The sequence below is a fragment of the Myxococcales bacterium genome (assembly GCA_016712525.1).
In the GTDB taxonomy this organism is placed as follows: domain Bacteria; phylum Myxococcota_A; class Polyangia; order Polyangiales; family Polyangiaceae; genus JAAFHV01.
The window spans coordinates 1309460-1329156 of record JADJQX010000008.1 but is presented as its reverse complement, the minus strand read 5'-3'; the positions used below and the strand labels follow the sequence as shown (position 1 = coordinate 1329156).

Below are 19697 nucleotides of genomic sequence, written 5' to 3'. Positions count from 1 at the left end.
GCGAGGTCTCCGGGCTCATCCTCCGCTCCCGAACAGCGAGCCGCCGCGGCCCCAGGAGCCGGAGCGCGAGTAGCCCGAGGGTTTTCCGCCCGAGGGGGACGGGTGCACGGTCACGCGCCCGAAATCGCTCGGCCGAGAGCGCGAGCCCGAGGTGCTCGAGAACGGGGTCGTGCGGGGCGACGGCACGTACGACGGGCGCACCGGGACGAACACGGGGCGCGTGGCCGGGCGCGGTGGGCTGCCCCAGCCGTAGGTGTTCCAGAACCAGAAATGGGTGCCGCTCGAGCCCCCGTAGTAGACGTTCGGGTTCGACTCGTAGCTCGCGCTGGCGCCGCGTGGGGCGACCGCGACCTTCTGCGCGGGGGCGCTCGTGTCGGCGGTGAAGTCGGCCGTCGACACCATGCGGAGGTCGATGTTCTTCTTCTTGTAGGCGACGAAGTCGTCGGCGATGTCGTCGGCCTCTTTGTCGCCGTCGGCGCTCACGTAGAGGAGCTGCGTCACGCCCAAGCTCGCGAGCGAATCGGCGGTGGGGAGCACGGCGACGTAGCGGTTGTCGAACTTGTCCGAGTCGTCCTCGTAGGGGGAGAGGCGAGCGCGATCGAGCACGAACACGGGCGCTGCCCCCGTGGGGCGAGATTTTGCAGTCTTTTCGAAGAGATCCGTGAAGTAGAGCGCCGACCCGAGCGTGAGATGCGACGGCACGACGCCGCGCGGGTGGGGCCACCCGTCGAACCCGAAGACGGGCTCGAGCTTCTCGGAGAGGCCGGCCGCGAACGCGACAGCGAGGGGACCTGGGAGATCGACGACGAGCGCCTTGCCCTTCGCGGCGGCTCCCTCGAAGAGCGCGGCCATGGCGCGCCCGCGATCGAACGCGAGCTGGGTCTCGGTGTTCGAGACGTACCGCATCTGATCGCGGAGCGCCTTGCCCGTGTCGACGAGGCCCGAGGCCGTCGGCGTGGCCGCGAGGGCCTGGAAGAGCGTGGCGCGGTAGTGGGGCACGAACGCCGGATCGGTGGGCCGGAGCCGCGTGGCGAGCGTGGTGAGCACGTTCGGATCGCACGCCTCGCCGAGCGCGGCCGCCTGGTAGTCGAGCGCGACGTCGTCGGCGCCGACGTTCCATCCGTAGCTCTTCTGAGCCTCGAGCGCGTCCGAGTCGATGCCGCTCGCCGCCGATTTGGTCACCTTCGAGATGCCCCAGCCGATGCCCGCGATGCCGACGCCGAGCGCCATGAACCCGAGCAACGCCTTGCGGCGGGCCACGCCGTCGACCTCGCGCTCGAGCCCTTCGTACCACCAGCGCGCGCCGATGTAGCGAGGGTTGTCGATCCGCTCCTGGATCGTGATCGGGAGCTTCGGGAGAGGTGCTCCCGGGGCCTTCGGGCCGTTCGGAGGGGTCGTCATTTCTTCACCCACGCGGGCGCGCTCGTCGCGTGCCGGTCGGTCGCGCCGGAGTGCGTTCGCGCGTAGAGGCCTGCCACCTCGCCGGCGACGACGTACACGCCGAGGTTCGTGGCCTCGCCGCTCGGGGAGAGGCGCGGACGGAAGCGGCGCTGCACGATCCATCGGCCGGGCTGCGCGAGGGAGAGCGCGCGGTCCCACTCGTCTTGCGTGAGCTCGTGCCCGAGGACCACCTCGTCACCTTCGCAGCCGTAGTCGCTCTTCAGGACCCACGACTCGCGCTCGACCGACAGGAGGGCGGGGTGCGCCGACTCGAGGCGCATGGTCTCCGGAACGTGGGCCATGACGAAGTCCCGTGACTCGGGCGTGAGGAGATCGATCTTCTCCCAGAGGAGCGCGAGAGAGCGTTTGTTCTGCGTGAGGGCCGCGCCGAGCGGGTTCACCACGACCGAACGGCCGCGGAGCTCGGCGCGCGCGAGCAGCTCGAGGGGCCTCGCGAGCGGCAACGGATCGTCGAACGGGGGATCGCACGTCCACACCGGGACGCGCTCGGTGAGCCAATCGGTTTTGTAGTGCCGCACGATCACGGAGCATGGCTCGCCGAAGAGCGCGACCTGCCCGCTCGCGTGCTCGCCGAGGTTGTAGGGGGAGCCCGTGACCACGCGGAATCCACGGGACTCGAGCCAGCCCTGGAGGAGGCGGACGAGCGGCAAATCTTCCGTAAGATCCGTGGGATACATGATCCCTGCGGTGCGCGGATAGCCCGGCCCGAGGCGGGCCTCGGCGTAGGCCTCGATCATGTCGAGGTGGGCATCTTTGAGGCGCTCGTTCGGATCGAACGTGGCGCCCGTCGTGTCGCGGACGAGAGACGAGAGGCACAGCGCTTCGGCGTGCCCCGTGGGCGTGTCGGAGTTGAGCTCGCACACGACGAGGCCCGCGTCGGTCTCGAACACGTCCGCCCGGGCGTAGCCGTGCCAGAACGGGCTCGACGCCTCCCAGAGCAGCCGCTGGCAGGGCAAGAGCTCGTAGAACGAGTCGAGCAGGTCGGGATCGGCGCCGACGATGCGGGTGAGCTCGTCGTGGACGCGCACGATGCCACGGGCCACGTCGCAGGCTGCGCTCCACGTCTTCGACGAGAGGACCACGGGCTCCTCGCGGAAGCGCGGCGCCCCCTCGAAGAACGGGTCGCCGATGAGCCCGGCCTCGACGATGCGGTCCTCGAAGGCGAGGCTCACGGGAGCCTCTCGACCACGAGCGCGGTGCCGATGTACGTGGCCGCCTCGAGCGCCGCGAGGCCCACGTTGCGCTCGGCGCCGATGGCCTTGTCGAGCGGACCGCCGCGGAGCGCCGGCTTGTGCCCGAGCACCACGCTGCCCACCACGAACTGCCGAACGAAATAGAGGAGCGGCGCGTACGCCAGCACCTCGGCGAACGCGAGGAGCGACTCTCCCCACGTCGTGAACTCGCCCGAGCTCGCGCGCCCCACGAGCACGGCCACCCCGATGGTGATGCCCGCGTACGAGAGGCTCGCGGCCATGTTTTCGCCCAGGATCTCCTCGCTGTCGTCGTACACGGTGAGCATGCGGAAGAGGGCGACGATGACCAGCAGCGCCACCTGACCGAGCACGAAGAACACGAGCGACAGGCCGAGATCGTGGAGCGTCTCTCCGGCGACGGCGTTGGCGGCCAAGATGCCCGTGGCGACCGAGTGGGCGGCCGCGGCGAGCCCGGCCGCGGGGTTGCCCCGTTCCACCTCACCCGTGAGCTTCTGCGCGAGGAAGAAGCGCGTCTGAGCGCGCGAGCACACGAGGAAGAGCAGCGTCGCCGTGATGCCGAACCCGGCGGCGCGGAGCAGATCGGTCTTCACCGATTCTCCCGTGGTGGCCATGTCGCCGACCGTGCCCGCGACGAGCAAGGTCGCGATCACGTCGCCCGCGTGGCGGAGGGCGTCGGCCGGGTTCTTCTGCGTCTCGTTCTGGCGAAGCGAGGGCGCCTTCGAGAACACGCGGAGCGCGAGCTCGAGCACCACGAGCAAGAGCACCGCGAGCGCGGCACATATGCCGAGCCGGTAGGCCGAGGAATCCACCATGGCCCGAGCCTAGCATGAGCTTTCGGGCGAGAGACTTCGAGTAGACGCGCCGCGGAGGGCCCCTCGGTGCTCTAACCTTCGTTCCGAAGAGAACGCCCCCGCGAGGCCCGCCCATGATCGACGAGCTGCCCGAAATCCCTTGTCCTTTCCCGGGGAAAGGCACGTACGCCCCGGGCTACGAGCGCGTCGCCCGCGTGTTCGCCGAGCACCTCCGCGCGGGAGAGGAGTTCGGCGCTGGCCTGTCGGTTTACCACCGCGGTCGCCTGGTGGTGGACGTGTGGGGAGGGCTCGCCGATCGCGACAAGGCGACTCCATGGTTGCATGATACACGTGTCGTCCTCTTCTCGGTCACGAAGGGGCTCGCCGCTATGGCGCTCGCGATGCTCTCGGACCGAGGGCTGCTCGAGTGGGACGCGCCGGTCGCCACGTATTGGCCCGGGTTCGCGCAGGCCGGGAAGGCCGCGATCACGGTGCGGACCCTCATGAACCACGAGGCCGGGCTGCTCGCGTTCGACGAGCCCGTCTCGCTCGCGGACGTCCTCGGAGACGACTCGCGCGACAAGGTGATCCGCGCAGTCGAGCGCCAAAGGCCGCTCTGGGAGCCCGGGAAAGGGCAGGGCTACCACGCCGTCACGTTCGGCGTGTACGTGCGCGAGCTCTTCGAGCGGATCGCGAAGGAGCCCCTCGGGGAGTTCTTGCGACGCGAGCTCTTCGAGCCGCTCGGGGCCGACGTGTCGCTCGGCACGGGACCCGAGATCGACGCGCGGATGGCGACGATCTACCCGTACCCGGTGCCGATGCGCCTCGTGAAGATGCTCGGCTCCGTGGTCGTCGGGGGAACCGCCGAGGACCGCGTCATGCGCGATCTCGTGTCGCGCGGGTCGTGGACACGACGTGCCTTCACGAGCCCACGCGGGGTGTCGGTCGAGGCCTTCGACTCGATCCCGGTGCGCCGGTCCGACTTCGCCTCCGGGGCCGCCACGGGGAGCGCCCGAGGCGTCGCGCGCGCGTACTTGCCCTTCTCTCTCGGGGGCGCGGTCGGGGCGACACGCATCGTCGCGCCGTCGACGATTTTGCCCCTCCACGCGAGGCAAGGCTTCTCGGAGCGCGATCTCGTCCTCCAGAAGCCGCTCGGATGGTCCCAGGGCTTCTTGAAGGAGGAGTCCTCGGTGTTCTCTCCGACCCGTGAGTCCTTCGGTCACGCGGGCATGGGGGGCGCGCTCGGGTGGTGCGATCCCGTGAAGAAGCTCGCGATCGGGTACGTGATGAACCGCCTCGATTGGCGCGTCCGCTCGCCCCGCGCGATGGCCCTCTGCCGCGCCCTCTACGATTCCGACGGGGTCCGCGAGGCGAGCTGAAGGTCGCGGGGGGGGGCCGGACCGGCTCCCGAGGGGGGCGTTTTCTTAGGCCATTTTGTCGTCACTCGGGCGTGCGTGACGGTGGCGCGTGCGCTACACCGGGGGCGATGCGAACGTTCGTTGCCCTGGCCTCGGGTCTCGTCCTGTCTGCCGCGGTCGCGTGCGGAGGAGGCCGCGCGGCGCTCCTCGAGCCCGAGGAGGCCGACGCTTCGCCGCTGCCCGTTCCCGCGGAGATCCCCTCGTCTCCCGCGCCTGACGCCTCGGTCGATGGGCAGCCCCCCGAGGACGCGAGCGCGCCGCCCGCGCCCGGCCGAAACCTGGTGATCGCCTCGCTCAACATGCACTGCCTCAAGAACGAGGGGACCTCGTTCGCGTCCTCGGCCGCCCGCGCCGCCGCCGTCGCCAAGAAGATGAAGGCCCTCGGCGTCGACGTGCTCGTGGCCCAAGAGGTCTGTACGCGCGCGGGGCAGGGCGGCGAGTCGATGGAGAGCCACCTCGGCGCGGCGCTCCGCACGGAGACGGGCGCCACGTGGGAGAGCCGTCTCGTGTATGTGCATGATGCATGGGTCGGTACACCCGACGAAGCACGCGAGCACCTCGGGATCTTCTCGCGCCTGCCGCTCGGGGAGGCTCGACCGCTCGTTCATCGGGTCCAAGGGGCGCTCTCGCGTCAGGCGCTCGCCGTTCGTGTGTCTCCGCCCGGGATGCCACCGATCGACGTCGTCGACGTGCACTTCGATCACGCCAACGCCGACGTGCGCACCGCTCAAGCCCGCGACGTGGCGGTCCGTGCGGTCCTGGACGCCCCGGTCGACGGCGCGGGGAAGTCGACCGTGTCGGCGCTCGTCCTCGGCGACTACAACGCGCGCGTCGATGCGTCGTCGCACGCCGCCTTGCGCTCGGCGGGCTTCGTCGCGCTCGGCGCCTCGCTCGGGCTCACGCGCATCGATCACGCGCTCTTGCACCGATCGGCCCCGTACGCCGAGTCCGGCTTCTCGATCCAGCTCGAGGGCGCCGAGGCGGTGTCGGATCACCCGATGATCGTCGCGGTCCTCGCCGCGAGGCAAGGCTCCCCGGTCTCCGTCACGCGCGTCGGCGCGGCCTCGCGTGCCCGGGCGCTCACGGTCCGAGGAAACGCAGCTCCCCTCTCGTGGCTCTCGGGCTGGCCGCTCCTCGCGACGTCGGGAGGGAGCGTGGAGATGGCGTCGACCGAGATCGCCGCGGGGCCCTTCGAGCTGAAGCTCCTCGAGGACGACACGGACTGGCAGACGGGGGCGAACGTCCAGGGGCGCGGCGGCGAGGCGACCCGCGTTACGCCGTCGTTCCCGTGACGCGCGTTTCCAAGCCGAGGGCGGAGACGAGCTCCGGCGAGAACGTCCCGTCGACGCGGATCGAATAGCGAAAATACGGGTCCGCGTGCACGCCGTGATAGTCGGCGTCGTTGAACCAGTAGGCGCGTTTTTCGATGACCGTGGCCTCGTGGGCCTCGTCGTCCCACAAGAAGAGGCGCTTCTTTCCCGTGGGCGAGAGCATGATGAAGCCATCGCCCGGGCCGCCGCGGGGGCCGTGGGCGGGGTCGCGATCGCGATGAATCGTCCCATGTTGGCAGGCCGAGAGGCCGAGCAGCTTGACGCCGCCGATCGACGCGAACGGGAGGCTCCGCACGAAGGCGACGGTGCGTGGAAAGTACACGAGCGCGTCTTTGGTGAAGGCCTTCCCGCGCGGGTTGCCTTGTTCGTCCCATGCGCCACCGGGCATGAGCTCGAGGTACGTGGACCAGGGGAAGTAGACGCCGTAGCGCGTCTCGAGGAGCTTCACCTGCTTGCGGCTGAGGGGCACGTCCCGCTCTTCGCCGAACGTGTACGCCTCGGGGGTGTCGGGATCGAGCAGGGTTGGCGAGTCGGAAAGGGAATAGAAGAGGATTCGTTCGTCGCGGGACATTCGGGCGATGACCTCGCCGTAGTCGGCGTACGGGTCGTCTCGCAGGTGAGGGGGCACGATGCCCATGCTCTTGTGGCTCCCGCCGGTGACGAACGTCGGAACGCGCGCGAGCCCGAGGCAGATCTCGAGGTCGAGGGCTTCGAGCGCCTCCACGTCCACGTAGGGCTCGAGGTCGACGAACGGTTTTCCCAAGAGTCCCACGAGCGCCATGGGCGGAGCCTAAATCGGCGGGCGGGATTCCGAAACAGGTAACGCGGTGCCGGCGGAGGTCCTCGGGGCGCGCCACGAGCCCCGAGGACCGACCGCCGTGGTCGGGCAGCTCCCTTCAGCGCGCCTCGGCACCTCCTCCGGACTGTTTCACGCAGAGGAGGTCGGTCGTTACCCCGGGTCGGGGCGCCCCCGTCTTGGAGAACACGACGGCCTGGGAGCACCGTTGGAGCGGGCGCTTTCCCTCGGCGTTGTCGACGTAGCAATACCCGGGGCTCTCGGAGGCCGCGCACGTCTCCCCGGGGGCGACGGGGAGCTGCGTGGAACGGCAGAGCGTCTTTCCGGCGAACGACGTGTCACCGCTGTCCCGTTTTCTCCGGAGGAACGACTCGCCGAGCTCCGCGTCGAGCGGCATGAGCCCCGGAGAGCTCTCGCACTTCGCGCCTGGCTCGGGGAGCGCGTGCACCGCCACGCACGAGACGAGACCGTCCGCGTCGCGATCCAGCTTCTGAGGGAGGCACTCGGAGATGAGGCTCCCCTTGAGCTTCCCGACGATCGTAGCGACGGCGGGGCGATACCCATAAAGAGGATTCGGAGCGCCGTTCTTCTCCGCCTCGAACGAGATCGGGCAGAGCGAGCCTGCGATCCCTTGTTTTCCGAGCATCCGCGCGACCCGGAGCTCGCGGGGCGTCGGGTACGCTTTCGCGTGCGTTTGTTTCTTTCCGGTCTTGTCGCAGAGCGGCGGATTCAGGACCTTGCCCGTGCCGTTCGGGTCGTAGTTGCAGTCGCAGCTCTTCTTGTCCGAGCAGTCGCGCTCCGTCCGGAGGGGGAAGGTGCATGCATACTGCAGGTCTTTGGCGTCGGTTTCCCAATCACGAACCTCGCCCCCGACCGCGTTGTCGCCCGAGGTCGCTGTCGCGCCCGGCCTCCCCGCTCGGGGGCGGGTCGACTGCACCATGCGAGGATCGAGGCCCTCGTCCCGTGCGTAGTGGTCGGCGTCCTTCCCGACGATCTTGTCCCAGTCCGCGTCGGTGAGCGCCGTCGCCTGCTCGTCGTCCGGGGTGTAGTGGAGGAGATCCTGGGGGACCCCTCCGATGACGGCGAAGTACACCTGATCGGCTTGCCTTGGCCCCGCCTCGAGGTTGCAGAGCCGAGGATCGTTCGGGTCCTTGGCGTCGAGCGGGAGGCCCTTGGCGAAGAGCGGATTTCTGCACGTGGATCCGGGCGCGCGTCCGGGGACCTTGAGGCTCGCGAGCCCGTTTTTGTACCTCTCGAGAGGGTATTGCGGGTCGACGCCGAAACGCGATTTCATCTTGTGGAACCGGACGTTCAAGACGTCTTCCGCGGGCGAATAGAAGCCGCCGTTCTTCTGGCACTCCGGATCTCCGCTCGCTCCGTCCTGCCGGCACGACAGGCAGCTCGGCGCGTACGGTGTGGCGGCGCACGTGCTCGTGCCTCGCGGAGAGGCCTGACCTCCCGAAGCGTCGAGCCCCGAGAGCGATGCCCAGTAGTGCCCGAACCCGTTCAATGCCGTCGGGTCGACCTGCGAGTCGTCCTCGTCGGTGAGCATCACGACCGCCACGAGCGAGTCGGGGCGTAGGAACTCGGCGCGTTGGGTGAGGAGCTCCCGGTCGAGCCCCGTGAGCGCCGCTTGTTTCCTGCCTCCGGCCGGCGAGAGGGCCACGGATTCGTGGGGGATGGGATCGCTCAGGAAGTGGTAGACGCTCTCGAGCTGGGCCTCGAGGCCGCATCCCGTGTCGCCGACGCCCTTCACGATGGCGGCCGCGCTCGAGCCGAGGGTAGCCAAGTCGGTGATGGGAGGTGCCCCCGCAAGCCTTGGTTTTCCCGCGTTTCGTGGCACGTCCGGCAACCACGCGAGGAACTGCGACGAGCCCACTCCCGGCACCGTCGCCCCACCGGGCCCACGCGCCACGAGCCTCGCCCCGTCGCGCTGCCTCGGGAGGTTCGGGTCCTCGCACTCCCCGCCACCGAAGCCACCCATCGACGAAGTGACGATACCGATATGAATGTCCACGATCGGGCGAAACTCGGGTTTCCCCTTCGAGCATTCTTGCCCTTCCGGAGCGGCGGGATTGGCCTTTTCACCGGTCGGCTTTCCGTCGGCGTCGAGGCACGCCGGCGTGACGAAGCTGGCCACGAGGTCGGGCACGGCCTCGGCCAAGATCTCCTGTTTATCGGCCATCGATGCCGAGTTGTCGATCATGAAGAGGAGGTCGATCTTGTCGACGGCGCTCTGCTTCGACGAGATGAGCACGTTCGACTTGGTCGTAGGCTCCTCGCGCGAGACCGGCCGGTCGAGGCATGCCGTGGCCAAGGTGGTGGCGGACGCCAAAACGAAGAGGCTCACGAAGGTGCGTGCGTGCGTGCGCATGGGGGCTCCTGGGCCGATTGGCCGCGGTCGTCAGGGGTCGTGCGTCGCGCGGGTCGTCGTTCCTCGGGGCCACGTGAGCGCGCAGGCCTTCGGCCTCGAGCGGAGGGTGCTTCGCCCCGGGACCCTTGTCGGGGCCCGAAGCGGTCCGAAGATCGACGGCTTCGCGGCGAGCGCGAGCGGTCTACGAAGAGCTTGGCGGGGGCTCGCCGCTCCCATTCGAAAAAAGCGTCGCGGCGCCCGAGAGGTCCGTCGTCCCCGCGCCTCGCCTCTTGCGGAAGCCTCGAAGGGATGGTTTTTTCCGGAGGCCGCCATGTCCTCCGCCAACCGAGTTGCCACGCTCTGCGTCGACGCGGACGGTCGTATCTCCTCGGCCGACGCCGGGGCCGAGGCCCTCTTCGTGGACTCGCGCGAGGCGCTCCGTGGGCGACCGCTGGTCGATTTCGTCGAGCTGCCGCCCGAAGAGGGCGATCCGGAGCGAGCCTGCAAGGGGCGTACGGCCGCGGGGGCCTCGCTCGCGCTCACCGTGACGAGGACACGTCACGTCCTCGGTGGCGCCGACGTGAGCCTCTTCGTCATCCGCGACGCTGCCGCGGCCGCGAGCCTCTCGAACCAGAGCGACGAGCTTCACTTCCTCCAGACCGTGCTCGACGCCATCCCGGCGCCCGTCTTCTACAAGAACACGGAGGGCATCTACCTCGGCTGCAACCGCGCCTTCGAGGTGTACCGCGGCCTCGTCCGCGAGGACCTCGTGGGCCGCTCGGTCTTCGGGATCGCTCCGCGCGATCTCGCTCAAGCGTATTTCGAGGCCGACGCGCAGCTCCTCGCCGAAGGGCCCGGCGCCGTGCAGACCTACGAGGCCCGCGTGATGTACGCGGACAAGTCGCAGCACGACGTCATCTTCTACAAGGCCAATTTCACGAACCGCGAAGGTGAGCTCGCCGGGCTCGTCGGTACGCTCCTCGACATCACGGGCCGCAAGGAGGTGGAGCGGCAGCTCGCCGCCGCCAAAGAGGACTCGGAGCGGCTCCTCCGGAGCGTCTTGCCGGAGTCGATCGCCACGCGCCTCAAGAAGAGCCCGGGCGTCATCGCCGACAGCTTCCCGGAGGCCACCGTGCTCTTCGCCGATGTCGTGGGCTTCACCACGCTTGCGGCGCGTATGTCGGCGGCCGAGCTCGTTCGGGTGCTGAATATGGTCTTCTCCCGGTTCGACGCGATCGCCGCCGACTTCGGCGCCGAGAAAATCAAGACGATCGGTGATGCGTACATGGTGGTGGCTGGCGTACCCGAGGAGAGAGCCGACCACGTCGAGGTCGTCGCCGACGTAGGGCTCGCCATGCGCACCGCCATCCGGGAAGTGACGGCCCAGGCCGGGGTGCCGATGGAGCTTCGCCTCGGCATGCACACGGGGCCCGTGGTCGCCGGGGTCATCGGGACCCACAAGTTCCTCTACGACCTGTGGGGTGACACGGTGAACACGGCCAGCCGCATGGAATCGCACGGGGTCGTGGGCGAGATCCAGGTGAGTGAGGTCGTCCGCGAGAGGCTCGCCGATCGCTTCGCGTTCGCCGATCGTGGCGTCGTGGCCATCAAGGGCAAGGGCGACATGCGGACCTTCCTCCTCCAAGGTCGCCTCGGTGACGACCCCCTCGCCGCCGCGCGCGAACGGTGAGACCATCGTCGGAAATGAGGTCCCCTCTCGCGCTCGTGCTCCCGCTCTTCGCCGCGCTCGTCGCGTGTGGCGATCCCCCTCCGCCCCCGAAGGCGCCGCCGGTCCCCCACGGGACGTCACACCATCGGCCGTCGGTGCCGCCGCCGGTGCTGGCTCCGACGAGCTACTCCCACGAAGGCCCCTCGTACGACGAAGCGCTGGCCATCCCCGAGGACCTCGGCGAGACGAAGGGCTCTCGCGAGCTCACGGACTCCGAGCTGAAGGGCCCGGTCGCGAGCGGGCAGGCGCTCGCAGACTGCAACACACCGGACGACATGAAGGTGGTGGTCAAGGTCGCCGTGAAGGACGGTCACGCCATGGGCGTCACGGTGAGCACCGACCCTCAGAACGCCGAGATCGCCGGCTGCATCGACAAGGCCGTGCGCGCGATGACGTGGCCCTCGTCGGCCAAGCGGTTCTCGTTCGTGACGTCGTTCTGAATCGATCGAAGCGACCGAGGCGCGACCGCTGTCGGCGAAGGTGGGGGGTCGGGGGGCGTATCCTCCTCTTCCCCCGGTGGTCGGTAGACCACCCACCGACTTTGTGGCGCGAGGTTGTCGCGTCGTCTCTCGACGGTATGCTCTCTCTCGGTGAGAGAGCTACGTCCAGGCGTGGCAGTGGGGCGATTCGTCCTCGAACGGGAAGTGGCCCGGGGAGGCATGGGATCGGTGTGGTCGGCGTTCGACGAAGCCTTCGAGGGGCGTCGTGTCGCGCTGAAGACGGTGCTCGCCTCGCGTGCGTCGTCCGAGGCTTTGGCGCGGCTCTTCGTGGAGGAGGCGCGGATCTCCGGGGCGGTGCGGCACCCGAACCTGCTCGAGATGCTCGACGCGGGGGAGCACGACGGCGTCCCGTATTTGGCCATGGAGTGGGTGGAGGGCGTGACCGTGCGGCGGCTCGCCGAGCACCGGATCCCTCTCCCGGTCGTGCTTCGCATCTGCATGGAAGCCTGCGACGGGCTCCATGCGGCCCACGAGGCTCGCACCGACGAAGGCGCACCTCTTCATGTCGTGCATCGGGACGTCTCGCCCCAGAACCTGCTCGTCAGCCGGTCGGGCCGGGTCAAAGTGATCGACTTCGGCATCGCGAAGGCCGAGGGGCGGATCACCGAGGACACCACCGAGGGGATCTTGCGCGGCAAGGTGCGCTACATGGCGCCGGAGCAAGCGCTCGGCCTCGAGGTCGACCGGCGCGTCGACGTCTGGGCCGTCGGCGTGACGCTGCTCGAGCTCGCCACCGGCCGGATCCCGTATCCGGGGTCGCACGACATCGCCGCTCTGGTGAAGCTCGTGTCGTGCGAGCCCGAGCTGCCCGTCGCGGGCGAGCTGCCGGCAGACGTGCTCGCCGTGGTGACACGTGCGCTGCGAAAGAACCCCGACGAGCGGTTCCTCACGGCGCGCGACATGGGCACCGCCCTCGAGGAGGTGCTCGAGCGAATGGGCGAGAAGAACACCCGACGCGATCTCGCGCTCCTCGTGCGTGAGCGCCTCTCGGGCGTGAGCGAGCGCCCTCCGTCCGAGCCGCAGCGGCGCCCTTCCGAGCGGTCGACGGCGCAGCTCACCGTGCCGACCCAGCTCTTGCCGATCGCCCCGAGCCCCGTGAAAGACGCGATAACGGCCAAGGTCCCGCCCGCGGTGCTCGACGCCCTCATCGCCGAGGAGCTTCGCGAGAAGCCCACGCGCTCCGAGCGCCCCGAGGTAGCGAGGGAGAGCACCGCCGGCATCTCGGTGAGCACGTCGACCGCGTTGGTCGTCACCCCGTTCGACGACCTCGCTCCGCCGTCGAGCCCGTCGAGCGAGCTCGAGCCCTACTCGGACGCGAGCGGCCCGGTGCCGCGCCCAGGGAGGAGGAAGTCGGGCTTCGTCGCAGCCAGCGTGCTCATGGCGGCGGCCCTCGTGGTCGCCGTGCTCGGGCGAAAGGGGACGATCGAAGCGCGCCTCTTCGGTGCGAAGGCCTCGTCGGCCGTGTCCGTCTCCGCGCCCACCGCGCTGGCCGAGGCGCCCGTCGAGGCGGTGTCGATCGCGCCGTTCCACGCGCTCGTGCCGACGGCCTCGTCGGTCTCGCCCTCGGGGTCGAGCGCCTCGCCGAAGCTCGCGCCGCCTCCTCCCGCCGCGTCCGACAAGCCCGCGTCGCGCCCCGCCCCGAAGCCGACGCCTCGGGGATGGAAGAACGGCGCGCCCATCCTCCGCTGAGTTTCGGCGCGCCCCGGTGTAGAGTGCTCCCATGGCTCGTTTCTTGGTCATGGGGGCCGGTGGGCTCGGTGGCATCGTGACGGCGCACCTCCTCGAGGCGGGGCATGACGTCGTCTGCGTGACCACGAACGAGGCCATCGCGAGCGCGGTCGAGTCCCGGGGATACCGCCTCCGCGGGCAAGGAGAGCCCCGCGTCGTGCGCGGTCCGATCGCGCGGGCCGTCCCGGAGGGGCCGTTCGACTTCGCCATTCTGGCCGTGCAGCCACCCCAGGTCGACGAGGCCGCGCGTCAGGCAGCCCCCGCGCTCGGGTCGACCGGCAAGATCGTGTGTCTCCAGAACGGCCTGTGTGAACCCCGGGTCGAAGCCATCGTCGGCCAGGGGCGCGTCGTCGGGGCGGTGGTGGCGTGGGGCGGGGCCATGCCGGAGCCGGGGCTCTACGACCGAACCGCCAAGGGCGGCTTCACGCTCGGCTACTTCGACGGGGCCGCACCGACGCCCGACATGGACGCCCTCGTCGCGGCGCTCGGGGCGGTGGGGCCCGTCGAAACTACCCGTAACCTCAAGGGAAAGCGCTTCAGTAAGCTCGCCATCAACTGCGCGATTTCGTCCCTCGGGACGATCGGCGGTGACCGCCTCGGCGCGCTGCTCCGGAAGCGGCACGTGCGAAGGCTCGCGCTCGAGATCATGACCGAGACCGTCGAGGTGGCGCGGGCCGAGCGTGTCACCCTCGAGAAGGTGTCCGGCACGATCGACCTCGACTGGATCGCCCTCACCCCCGAAGAGAAAGAGGCGGCGGCATCTCCGGGGCTCTTCGCCAAGCACGGGCTCTTGCTCGGCGTCGGCTTTCGGTACCGTCGCATGCGCAGCTCGATGCTCCAGGCGATCGAGCGGGGCAGGGCTCCGGCGGTCGATTTTCTGAACGGTGAGGTCGTCGCGCTGGGAGAGAAACACGGCGTCGACACGAAGGTGAACCGCGCCGTCCGTGACACGGTATGGAAGATCGCCCGTGGCGAGGCACGGTCGAGCCACGCGCTCTTGAGGGAGCTCTTCGAGGAGACCGGCCCGCACGGCCGTTGAACCGACGTGGCCTGCTTGCGGGGGGGAGGGGCCGCGGTTATACCGTCGCCGTGATCCGCCCTCGCTTTTCTTGGTTCGTCCTCGCCCTCGCGCCGCTCGCCGTGCTGCACGCCGCCTCTTGCGGGGAGGCCGACACGGCCCCGAGCGACGCGGGCACGGGCCCGATCCTCGAGCCCGTCGACTCGGGAAAGAAGGCGGACACGGGCTCGTCGGTCGACTCGGCCGTACCCAACGTGCGGCTCCCGCCGATCCTGCCGTCGTGCGTCGGTGTCTCGATCCCGATGCGCACTTCCGGGGAGAAGTCGTACGTGGCCGTCCCGATGAGCCCTCCCGACGCGGGCGCCCCGGCGGGGGACGCGGGGGACGCCGGGGCCGACGCGCTCGCCCCTCGTGGCTCGAGCGTGGGCGACTTCTTGATCGACTTCGGCGCGAACGGGTCGACCATCGACCTCAAGGGGTTCAAAGGCTCGACCCCGCCGACCCCCGCGCAGTGTTTCGGCGATCCCGCGATCCCCGGGGCCACGTGCTATTTCGATCATTTCGACTTCTTCGGCACGTGGGGCAGGGTCGGCCTCGTGACAGCCGACTACGGCGTGCTCTTCAGCTCGGTTCGCCAGTCGGGAATCATCGGCACCGACTTCTTGGCCAATTACCCCTTCACCCTCGACTACGAAAAAGGCAAAATCCACAAAGCGGACCCGAAGGCGTTCTGCACCGATGCCCAGCTCCTCGGGGCGGGGTTCTCGCCCATTCCGACGGGGGGCTTCTTCGCGAACGACACGAAGAAGCTCCGCCCGCTCTCCGAGGTGCTCGCGGCCCCGGACGCCGCGTCGACCGCCGGGTTCACCGTCCCGAACGTGCCCACCGTTCCCATCGCGATCGGCGGTGTGCGCGCGCTCGCGCAGATCGATAGCGGCTACGACGACCGCGTGACCCGGCACTCGATGAACGTCAACCAAGCCCTGCTCGAGCAGATCCAGACGAAGGACCCCGGGCTCCTCGTTCGCGCTCCCGAGGACGACCTCTTCCTGACGACGTGCGCCGCCGGGGTGAGCCAAAAGGCTGCGGCCTACAGGCTCCGTAAGGGCACGGCGGTCGACTTCATCGCCGAAGGTGGCGTGGTTGGTCGGCACGACGAAGGCAATGTGGTCTTCGTGAAGGACAAGATTCCGGAGGCCGAGAAATGCGGCGGCATCGACACGTGGACCGTCCCCGCGGCGCAGCTCGGCGCGTCGTTCTTGGTCGACGCGTTCTCCGTGGTCTTCGATCCGTTCTCGTCGCGGGTATGGATACCGAAGTAGTCGAGTCGGGCTTCAGCCCCGGGCCTTGAGTACGCCGTCGACGGTGGCGAGGAGCTCTTCACGGGAGAAGGGCTTGTCGAGGAAGGCCTCGGCGCGCCCGCTCCCTTGGTTCTCCTTGTCGGCCTGGGCGAGTAGCCCCTCCGAGAAGCCCGACATGTAGACCGTTGGCGTGCCAGGTAGGAGCTCGCGGAGGCGCTTGCGGAGCGTCGGGCCGTCGACGCCTGGCATTCTCACGTCCGTCACGAGCAGATCGATCTCGGGGATCTCTTTCGGGGAGGCCAGGTAGGCGCGCGCGTCGTCGGGGACGATCACGTCGTAGCCTGCTTCCGTGAGCACGTCCGCCACCCATGCGCGGAATACCGCGTTGTCGTCGCAAACGGCGATTCGACGGCTCGGTCTCCGCGCGGGGACGACGCTCGCGACGCGGGCGGAAGATGTTCTTTCGGGCGGGGCGCACGCGATGGGCAGATAGACCCGCATCTCGGTGCCTTCGCCTCGCTCGCTCGTGATGGCGATGTGCCCCTTGGCGCCCATGACGGCGCCGTACACGGTCGACAGCCCGAGCCCGTGCCCCGTGTCTTTCGTGGTGACGAAGGGCTCGAAGATCTTGTCGCGGAGCTCGCCTGGGATGCCCTCTCCCGTGTCTCGGACGCTGAGCAAGGTGTACGTCCCGGGCGGGAGGACGTCGCCGAAGACCTTCGCGTCCGTCGCGTCGAGGGTCCGGAGGCGAACCTGGATGACTCCGCCGTTCGGCATGGCGTCGCGTGCGTTGGCGACGAGGTTCATGACGACACGCTCGAGAGACGCGGCGTCGAGGCTCACCGGCGAGGCGTGGTCGAGACCGTCGATCTCGACCGCCACGGAAGCCCCGGCGACCCGCGTCAGCACGTCGGCCATGCACCCGACGACCGCCCGCGGATCGGTCGCTCTCGCCGTCGGCGCGCTCTGCCGTGCGAAGTCGAGGAGCTGGCGGGTGAGCCGCGCGCCTTGCTCGGTCACTTGGTCGAGCACGCCGAGGTGACGCCGCGCCGTGTCGGCTTTGTCGGGATCACCGACGGTGCGACGAACGAGATCGAGGCTCCCCATCACGACCGCCAAGATGTTGTTGAAGTCGTGCGCGACGCCTCCGGCCATGCGGCCGAGGGCCTCCATCTTGTGGCTGTTCCGCGCCTCGTGCTCGCGACGCTCCGCCTCGACCTTCGATCCGAGCACCAGCGAGGCGATACGGAGCGCGTCGATCTCGACGGGCTCCCAGCGCTGCGGGCCGACGCACGCGTCGAAGCCGAGAAATCCCCACAGCGCGCCTCCGATCGAGACGGGCTGCACGAGGATGGAGACGATGTTCTGATCTTCGAGGATGGGCCGCTCCTCGTCGGGGAAGTCGGTGACGTCTCCGAACACGGGCTCGCCCTCGCGGAGCAACCTCGTCCAGCGCGGGAAGAGCCCGAGATCGAAATCGCGGAGCTCGGGGTGGTCGATCTGCGGCGCGATGCCCGGCGCGGCCCACTCGAAGGTCTGCGATACCCGCATGTGGTCGCCCGGGACCGTGAGGCGCTCGAAGAGGTAGACGCGGCTCACCCCGGCCGACGCCCCCAACGTCGCCAAGACCTCGTTCATCGCACCTCGCCACTCCGGCGCGCCCACGAGGCACTCCGTGGCGCGTGCGACGCCGTTCATGATCGAGGCCTTCCGGCCGAGGCTGACGCCCTCGATCGCCGCCATGGTTCCCCCCGGTGCGACGCTTCCCACGATTCCCCACGCTATCGTGGTCTCGCGCGCACGAGAAGGGCGTCCTCGTCGGCACGGCCCCGAGAGGCTTGGCCCTACCTTGGGTCGGGAGGTCGTACCTTGGGATGCCGTGAAGGTGTGCGTCCGCCTGTCCCCGAACCTTCTCGAGGGCAGAGGGGCCTCGAAGAGGGCCGCGACGGGCGTGAGCTTTTCCGTTAGCTTCGTGGGGCCTCGGGCGCCGGGGCCACGCGGGAGAGCGAACGATGTGCGGAATTGCGGGTATTTTTGCCCGAACGGGCGCGGCCAAGAGCCCTACTCGGGAGGAGCTTCAGCGGATGTGTGGGGCCATGCTCCACCGCGGACCCGACGAGCTCGGCATCTACCGCGACGGGCGCGCAGGTCTCGCCCACGCCCGCCTCTCGATCATCGACCTCTCCACGGGGCAGCAGCCCCTCGCCAACGAGGACCACACCCTGTGGATCGCCTTCAACGGCGAGATCTTCAACTACGTCGAGCTCCGCGAAGAGCTCCTCGCCCTCGGGCACACCTTCCGCACGAAGAGCGACACCGAGGTCATCGTGCACGCGTACGAGGCCTGGGGCGACGCCGCCTTCGCCAAGATGAACGGCCAGTGGGCCGTGGCGCTCTGGGACGAGACGAAGAAGCGCCTCGTCCTCTCGCGCGACCGGGTCGGCGTGCGACCGCTCTACGTGACCGAGCACGCGGGCCGCGTCTATTTCGGCAGCGAGGTGAAGGCTATTTTCGCGGCCGACGCGAGCATCCCGCGCGCCTTCGATCCGCTGGGCATCGAAGAGACGTTCACGTTCTGGAGCATCGTGCCGCCACGGTCCGTGTTCGCCGGCGTCGAGGAGCTCCGCCCGGGCTTCGTGCGCACCTACGAGAACGGCGGGGTGCGCGAGGCTCCGTACTGGCAGCCCCACTATTGTGAGCCCGGCGGCGCGCACACGTTCAAGGGCACGCTCGAGGACGCGACCGTTGCCGTACGCGAAGCGCTCGAGAAGGCCACGGCCCTCCGTATGCTCCGCGCCGACGTGCAGGTCGGGAGCTACCTCTCGGGCGGCCTCGACTCGTCGTTCGTGGCCGCTCTCGGGCTCCGCGCGAAGGGCGAGAAGTTCTCGACGTTCTCCGTCGGCTTCGAGGACGCCGAGTACGACGAGACCCAGTACCAAAGGCAGATGGCCGAGCGCCTCGGTACCGAGCACCACTCCATCACCGTGAAACGCGGAGACATCGCCCGCGTCTTCCCCGACGTCGTACGCTTCGCCGAGCGCCCCGTGCTCCGCACCGCTCCCGCGCCGCTCTTTTTGCTCTCTCGCCTCGTGCGCGATCATGGCATCAAGGTCGTCCTCACGGGCGAGGGCGCCGACGAGATGTTCGCCGGCTACGATCTGTTCCGCGAGGGAAAGGTCCGGAGGTTCTGGGCGAAGGAGCCGGGCTCCAAGCGGCGGCCGCTCCTCCTCGATCGTCTCTACCCGTACCTCGCGCGGTCCCCCGTGGCGCAGAAGGCCATGGCCGTGCAGTTCTTCGGCAAGAACCTCGAGAACGCGGGGCAACCCGGCTTCGCCCACGAGGCCCGGTGGCGCTCGACCGCGGCGCTGAAGCGCCTCTTTTCGCCCGAGATCACCAAGGCCACCGCGTCCGTGGACGTGGTCGCCGGGTTCCTCGCGACGCTCCCTCCCGAGTTTTCGCGGTGGTCGTCGCTCGCCCAGGATCAGTACGTCGAGATCCGCACGCTCCTCACGGGGTACCTGCTCTCGTCGCAGGGCGATCGCATGCTCATGGGCAACTCGGTCGAGGGGCGCTTCCCCTTCCTCGACAAGGACGTGATGGCCCTCGCCGATACGTTGCCCGCGAGCTACAAGCTGCACGTCCTCGACGAAAAGCACGTCTTGAAACGCGCGAGCCGGGATCTCGTCCCGGACGATATTCTCGCGCGAAAGAAGCAGCCGTACCGCGCCCCCGACGCGCTCTCGTTCGTGGGGGAGGGCGTGCCCGAGTGGACCGAGCACGTCATGAGCGAGAAGGCGCTCGCCGAGGCCGGGGTGTTCGGCGTCTCCCAGGCTCGCACGCTCTGGGAGAAGTGCCGCGCACGCGCCGCGAGCGGTCAGTTCTCGAACGCCGACAACATGGCGGTCGTCGGCATCTTGTCGACCCAGCTCGTGCACGAGCACATCCTCGCGAGGCCCGCGGCTCCGCGCGACGTGCCCCTCACGACGGTGGTCGAGAAGGTCTGAGGTCGGATGCGGCGCGAGGGCGGGATACGCTTGTCGTGGCCCTCCGAACCTGA

14 protein-coding genes are annotated in these 19697 nt (G+C 69.3%); 8 read left to right on the top strand and 6 right to left on the bottom strand.

Going from position 1 to position 19697, the window contains the following annotated elements:
* Nucleotides 1-15: 15 nt before the first annotated feature.
* Genes IPK71_35170 through IPK71_35160 form a run of 3 tightly spaced genes read right to left on the bottom strand, consistent with a single transcriptional unit; the run spans nucleotide 16 to nucleotide 3487 of the window.
* Entirely contained in the window at nucleotides 16-1401 is a 1386-nt protein-coding gene (locus IPK71_35170) for a hypothetical protein (protein ID MBK8219002.1), read from the bottom strand.
* The gene (locus IPK71_35165; protein ID MBK8219001.1) at nucleotides 1398-2633 is read right to left on the bottom strand and encodes a glutathionylspermidine synthase family protein; all 1236 of its coding nucleotides are present in this window, start codon (nucleotides 2631-2633) and stop codon (nucleotides 1398-1400) included. Before IPK71_35165 ends, IPK71_35170 begins: the two co-directional genes overlap by 4 nt.
* The gene (locus IPK71_35160; GenBank protein ID MBK8219000.1) at nucleotides 2630-3487 is read right to left on the bottom strand and encodes a DUF350 domain-containing protein; all 858 of its coding nucleotides are present in this window, start codon (nucleotides 3485-3487) and stop codon (nucleotides 2630-2632) included. Before IPK71_35160 ends, IPK71_35165 begins: the two co-directional genes overlap by 4 nt.
* Before the next feature lie 113 nt (nucleotides 3488-3600).
* On the opposite strand from IPK71_35160, the gene IPK71_35155 reads away from it, so the two are divergent.
* Nucleotides 3601-4845, top strand: a complete 1245-nt coding sequence (locus tag IPK71_35155; GenBank protein MBK8218999.1) for a beta-lactamase family protein — start codon at nucleotides 3601-3603, stop codon at nucleotides 4843-4845.
* A 107-nt stretch (nucleotides 4846-4952) separates the two neighbouring features.
* On the top strand, nucleotides 4953-6176 hold the full coding sequence (locus IPK71_35150) for an endonuclease/exonuclease/phosphatase family protein (GenBank protein ID MBK8218998.1): 1224 nt from the start codon (nucleotides 4953-4955) through the stop codon (nucleotides 6174-6176).
* Here the strand turns inward: IPK71_35150 and IPK71_35145 are convergent.
* Both IPK71_35145 and IPK71_35140 read right to left on the bottom strand, forming a co-directional pair.
* A complete protein-coding gene (locus IPK71_35145; protein MBK8218997.1) occupies nucleotides 6157-6996 on the bottom strand; it encodes a hypothetical protein in 840 nt (279 codons plus the stop codon). The two genes, IPK71_35150 and IPK71_35145, sit on opposite strands and share 20 nt — an antisense overlap.
* A gap of 115 nt (nucleotides 6997-7111) precedes the next feature.
* Complete coding sequence (locus IPK71_35140) at nucleotides 7112-9385, bottom strand: hypothetical protein (GenBank protein MBK8218996.1); 2274 nt, start codon at nucleotides 9383-9385, stop codon at nucleotides 7112-7114.
* A 310-nt stretch (nucleotides 9386-9695) separates the two neighbouring features.
* Between IPK71_35140 and IPK71_35135 the strand changes: the two genes are divergently transcribed.
* From IPK71_35135 to IPK71_35115, 5 genes are all read left to right on the top strand, one after another.
* Nucleotides 9696-11054 (top strand): PAS domain-containing protein, encoded by a 1359-nt coding sequence (locus tag IPK71_35135; GenBank protein MBK8218995.1) that lies wholly within the window; start codon nucleotides 9696-9698, stop codon nucleotides 11052-11054.
* A 14-nt stretch (nucleotides 11055-11068) separates the two neighbouring features.
* Complete coding sequence (locus tag IPK71_35130; GenBank protein ID MBK8218994.1) at nucleotides 11069-11533, top strand: hypothetical protein; 465 nt, start codon at nucleotides 11069-11071, stop codon at nucleotides 11531-11533.
* 219 nt (nucleotides 11534-11752) lie between these two features.
* Nucleotides 11753-13282 carry a serine/threonine protein kinase gene (locus IPK71_35125; GenBank protein ID MBK8218993.1) on the top strand — a complete coding sequence of 510 codons (1530 nt, stop codon included), beginning with the start codon at nucleotides 11753-11755 and terminating at the stop codon, nucleotides 13280-13282.
* Nucleotides 13283-13331: 49 nt separating this feature from the next.
* Nucleotides 13332-14360, top strand: a complete 1029-nt coding sequence (locus tag IPK71_35120; protein MBK8218992.1) for a 2-dehydropantoate 2-reductase — start codon at nucleotides 13332-13334, stop codon at nucleotides 14358-14360.
* A 50-nt stretch (nucleotides 14361-14410) separates the two neighbouring features.
* Entirely contained in the window at nucleotides 14411-15661 is a 1251-nt protein-coding gene (locus IPK71_35115) for a hypothetical protein (protein ID MBK8218991.1), read from the top strand.
* 12 nt (nucleotides 15662-15673) lie between these two features.
* Here IPK71_35115 and IPK71_35110 read toward each other — a convergent pair whose 3' ends face one another.
* Complete coding sequence (locus IPK71_35110; GenBank protein ID MBK8218990.1) at nucleotides 15674-17410, bottom strand: response regulator; 1737 nt, start codon at nucleotides 17408-17410, stop codon at nucleotides 15674-15676.
* Nucleotides 17411-17652: 242 nt separating this feature from the next.
* Here IPK71_35110 and asnB point away from each other — a divergent pair, with 242 nt between their 5' ends.
* Nucleotides 17653-19644 carry an asparagine synthase (glutamine-hydrolyzing) gene (gene asnB, locus IPK71_35105; GenBank protein MBK8218989.1) on the top strand — a complete coding sequence of 664 codons (1992 nt, stop codon included), beginning with the start codon at nucleotides 17653-17655 and terminating at the stop codon, nucleotides 19642-19644.
* Nucleotides 19645-19697 lie beyond the last annotated feature (53 nt).

What these genes read in the sequence shown, in the direction of transcription:
- IPK71_35125 (MBK8218993.1), top strand. Translation starts at nt 11,753, where the DNA reads ATGGGATCGGTGTGGTCGGCGTTCGACGAAGCCTTCGAGGGGCGTCGT.
- IPK71_35120 (MBK8218992.1), top strand. Translation starts at nt 13,332, where the DNA reads ATGGGGGCCGGTGGGCTCGGTGGCATCGTGACGGCGCACCTCCTCGAG.
- IPK71_35145 (MBK8218997.1), bottom strand. Translation starts at nt 6,996, where the DNA reads ATGGCGCTCGTGGGACTCTTGGGAAAACCGTTCGTCGACCTCGAGCCC.
- IPK71_35160 (MBK8219000.1), bottom strand. Translation starts at nt 3,487, where the DNA reads ATGGTGGATTCCTCGGCCTACCGGCTCGGCATATGTGCCGCGCTCGCG.
- IPK71_35170 (MBK8219002.1), bottom strand. Translation starts at nt 1,401, where the DNA reads ATGACGACCCCTCCGAACGGCCCGAAGGCCCCGGGAGCACCTCTCCCG.
- IPK71_35150 (MBK8218998.1), top strand. Translation starts at nt 4,953, where the DNA reads ATGCGAACGTTCGTTGCCCTGGCCTCGGGTCTCGTCCTGTCTGCCGCG.
- IPK71_35155 (MBK8218999.1), top strand. Translation starts at nt 3,601, where the DNA reads ATGATCGACGAGCTGCCCGAAATCCCTTGTCCTTTCCCGGGGAAAGGC.
- IPK71_35130 (MBK8218994.1), top strand. Translation starts at nt 11,069, where the DNA reads ATGAGGTCCCCTCTCGCGCTCGTGCTCCCGCTCTTCGCCGCGCTCGTC.
- IPK71_35135 (MBK8218995.1), top strand. Translation starts at nt 9,696, where the DNA reads ATGTCCTCCGCCAACCGAGTTGCCACGCTCTGCGTCGACGCGGACGGT.
- asnB (MBK8218989.1), top strand. Translation starts at nt 17,653, where the DNA reads ATGTGCGGAATTGCGGGTATTTTTGCCCGAACGGGCGCGGCCAAGAGC.
- IPK71_35140 (MBK8218996.1), bottom strand. Translation starts at nt 9,385, where the DNA reads ATGCGCACGCACGCACGCACCTTCGTGAGCCTCTTCGTTTTGGCGTCC.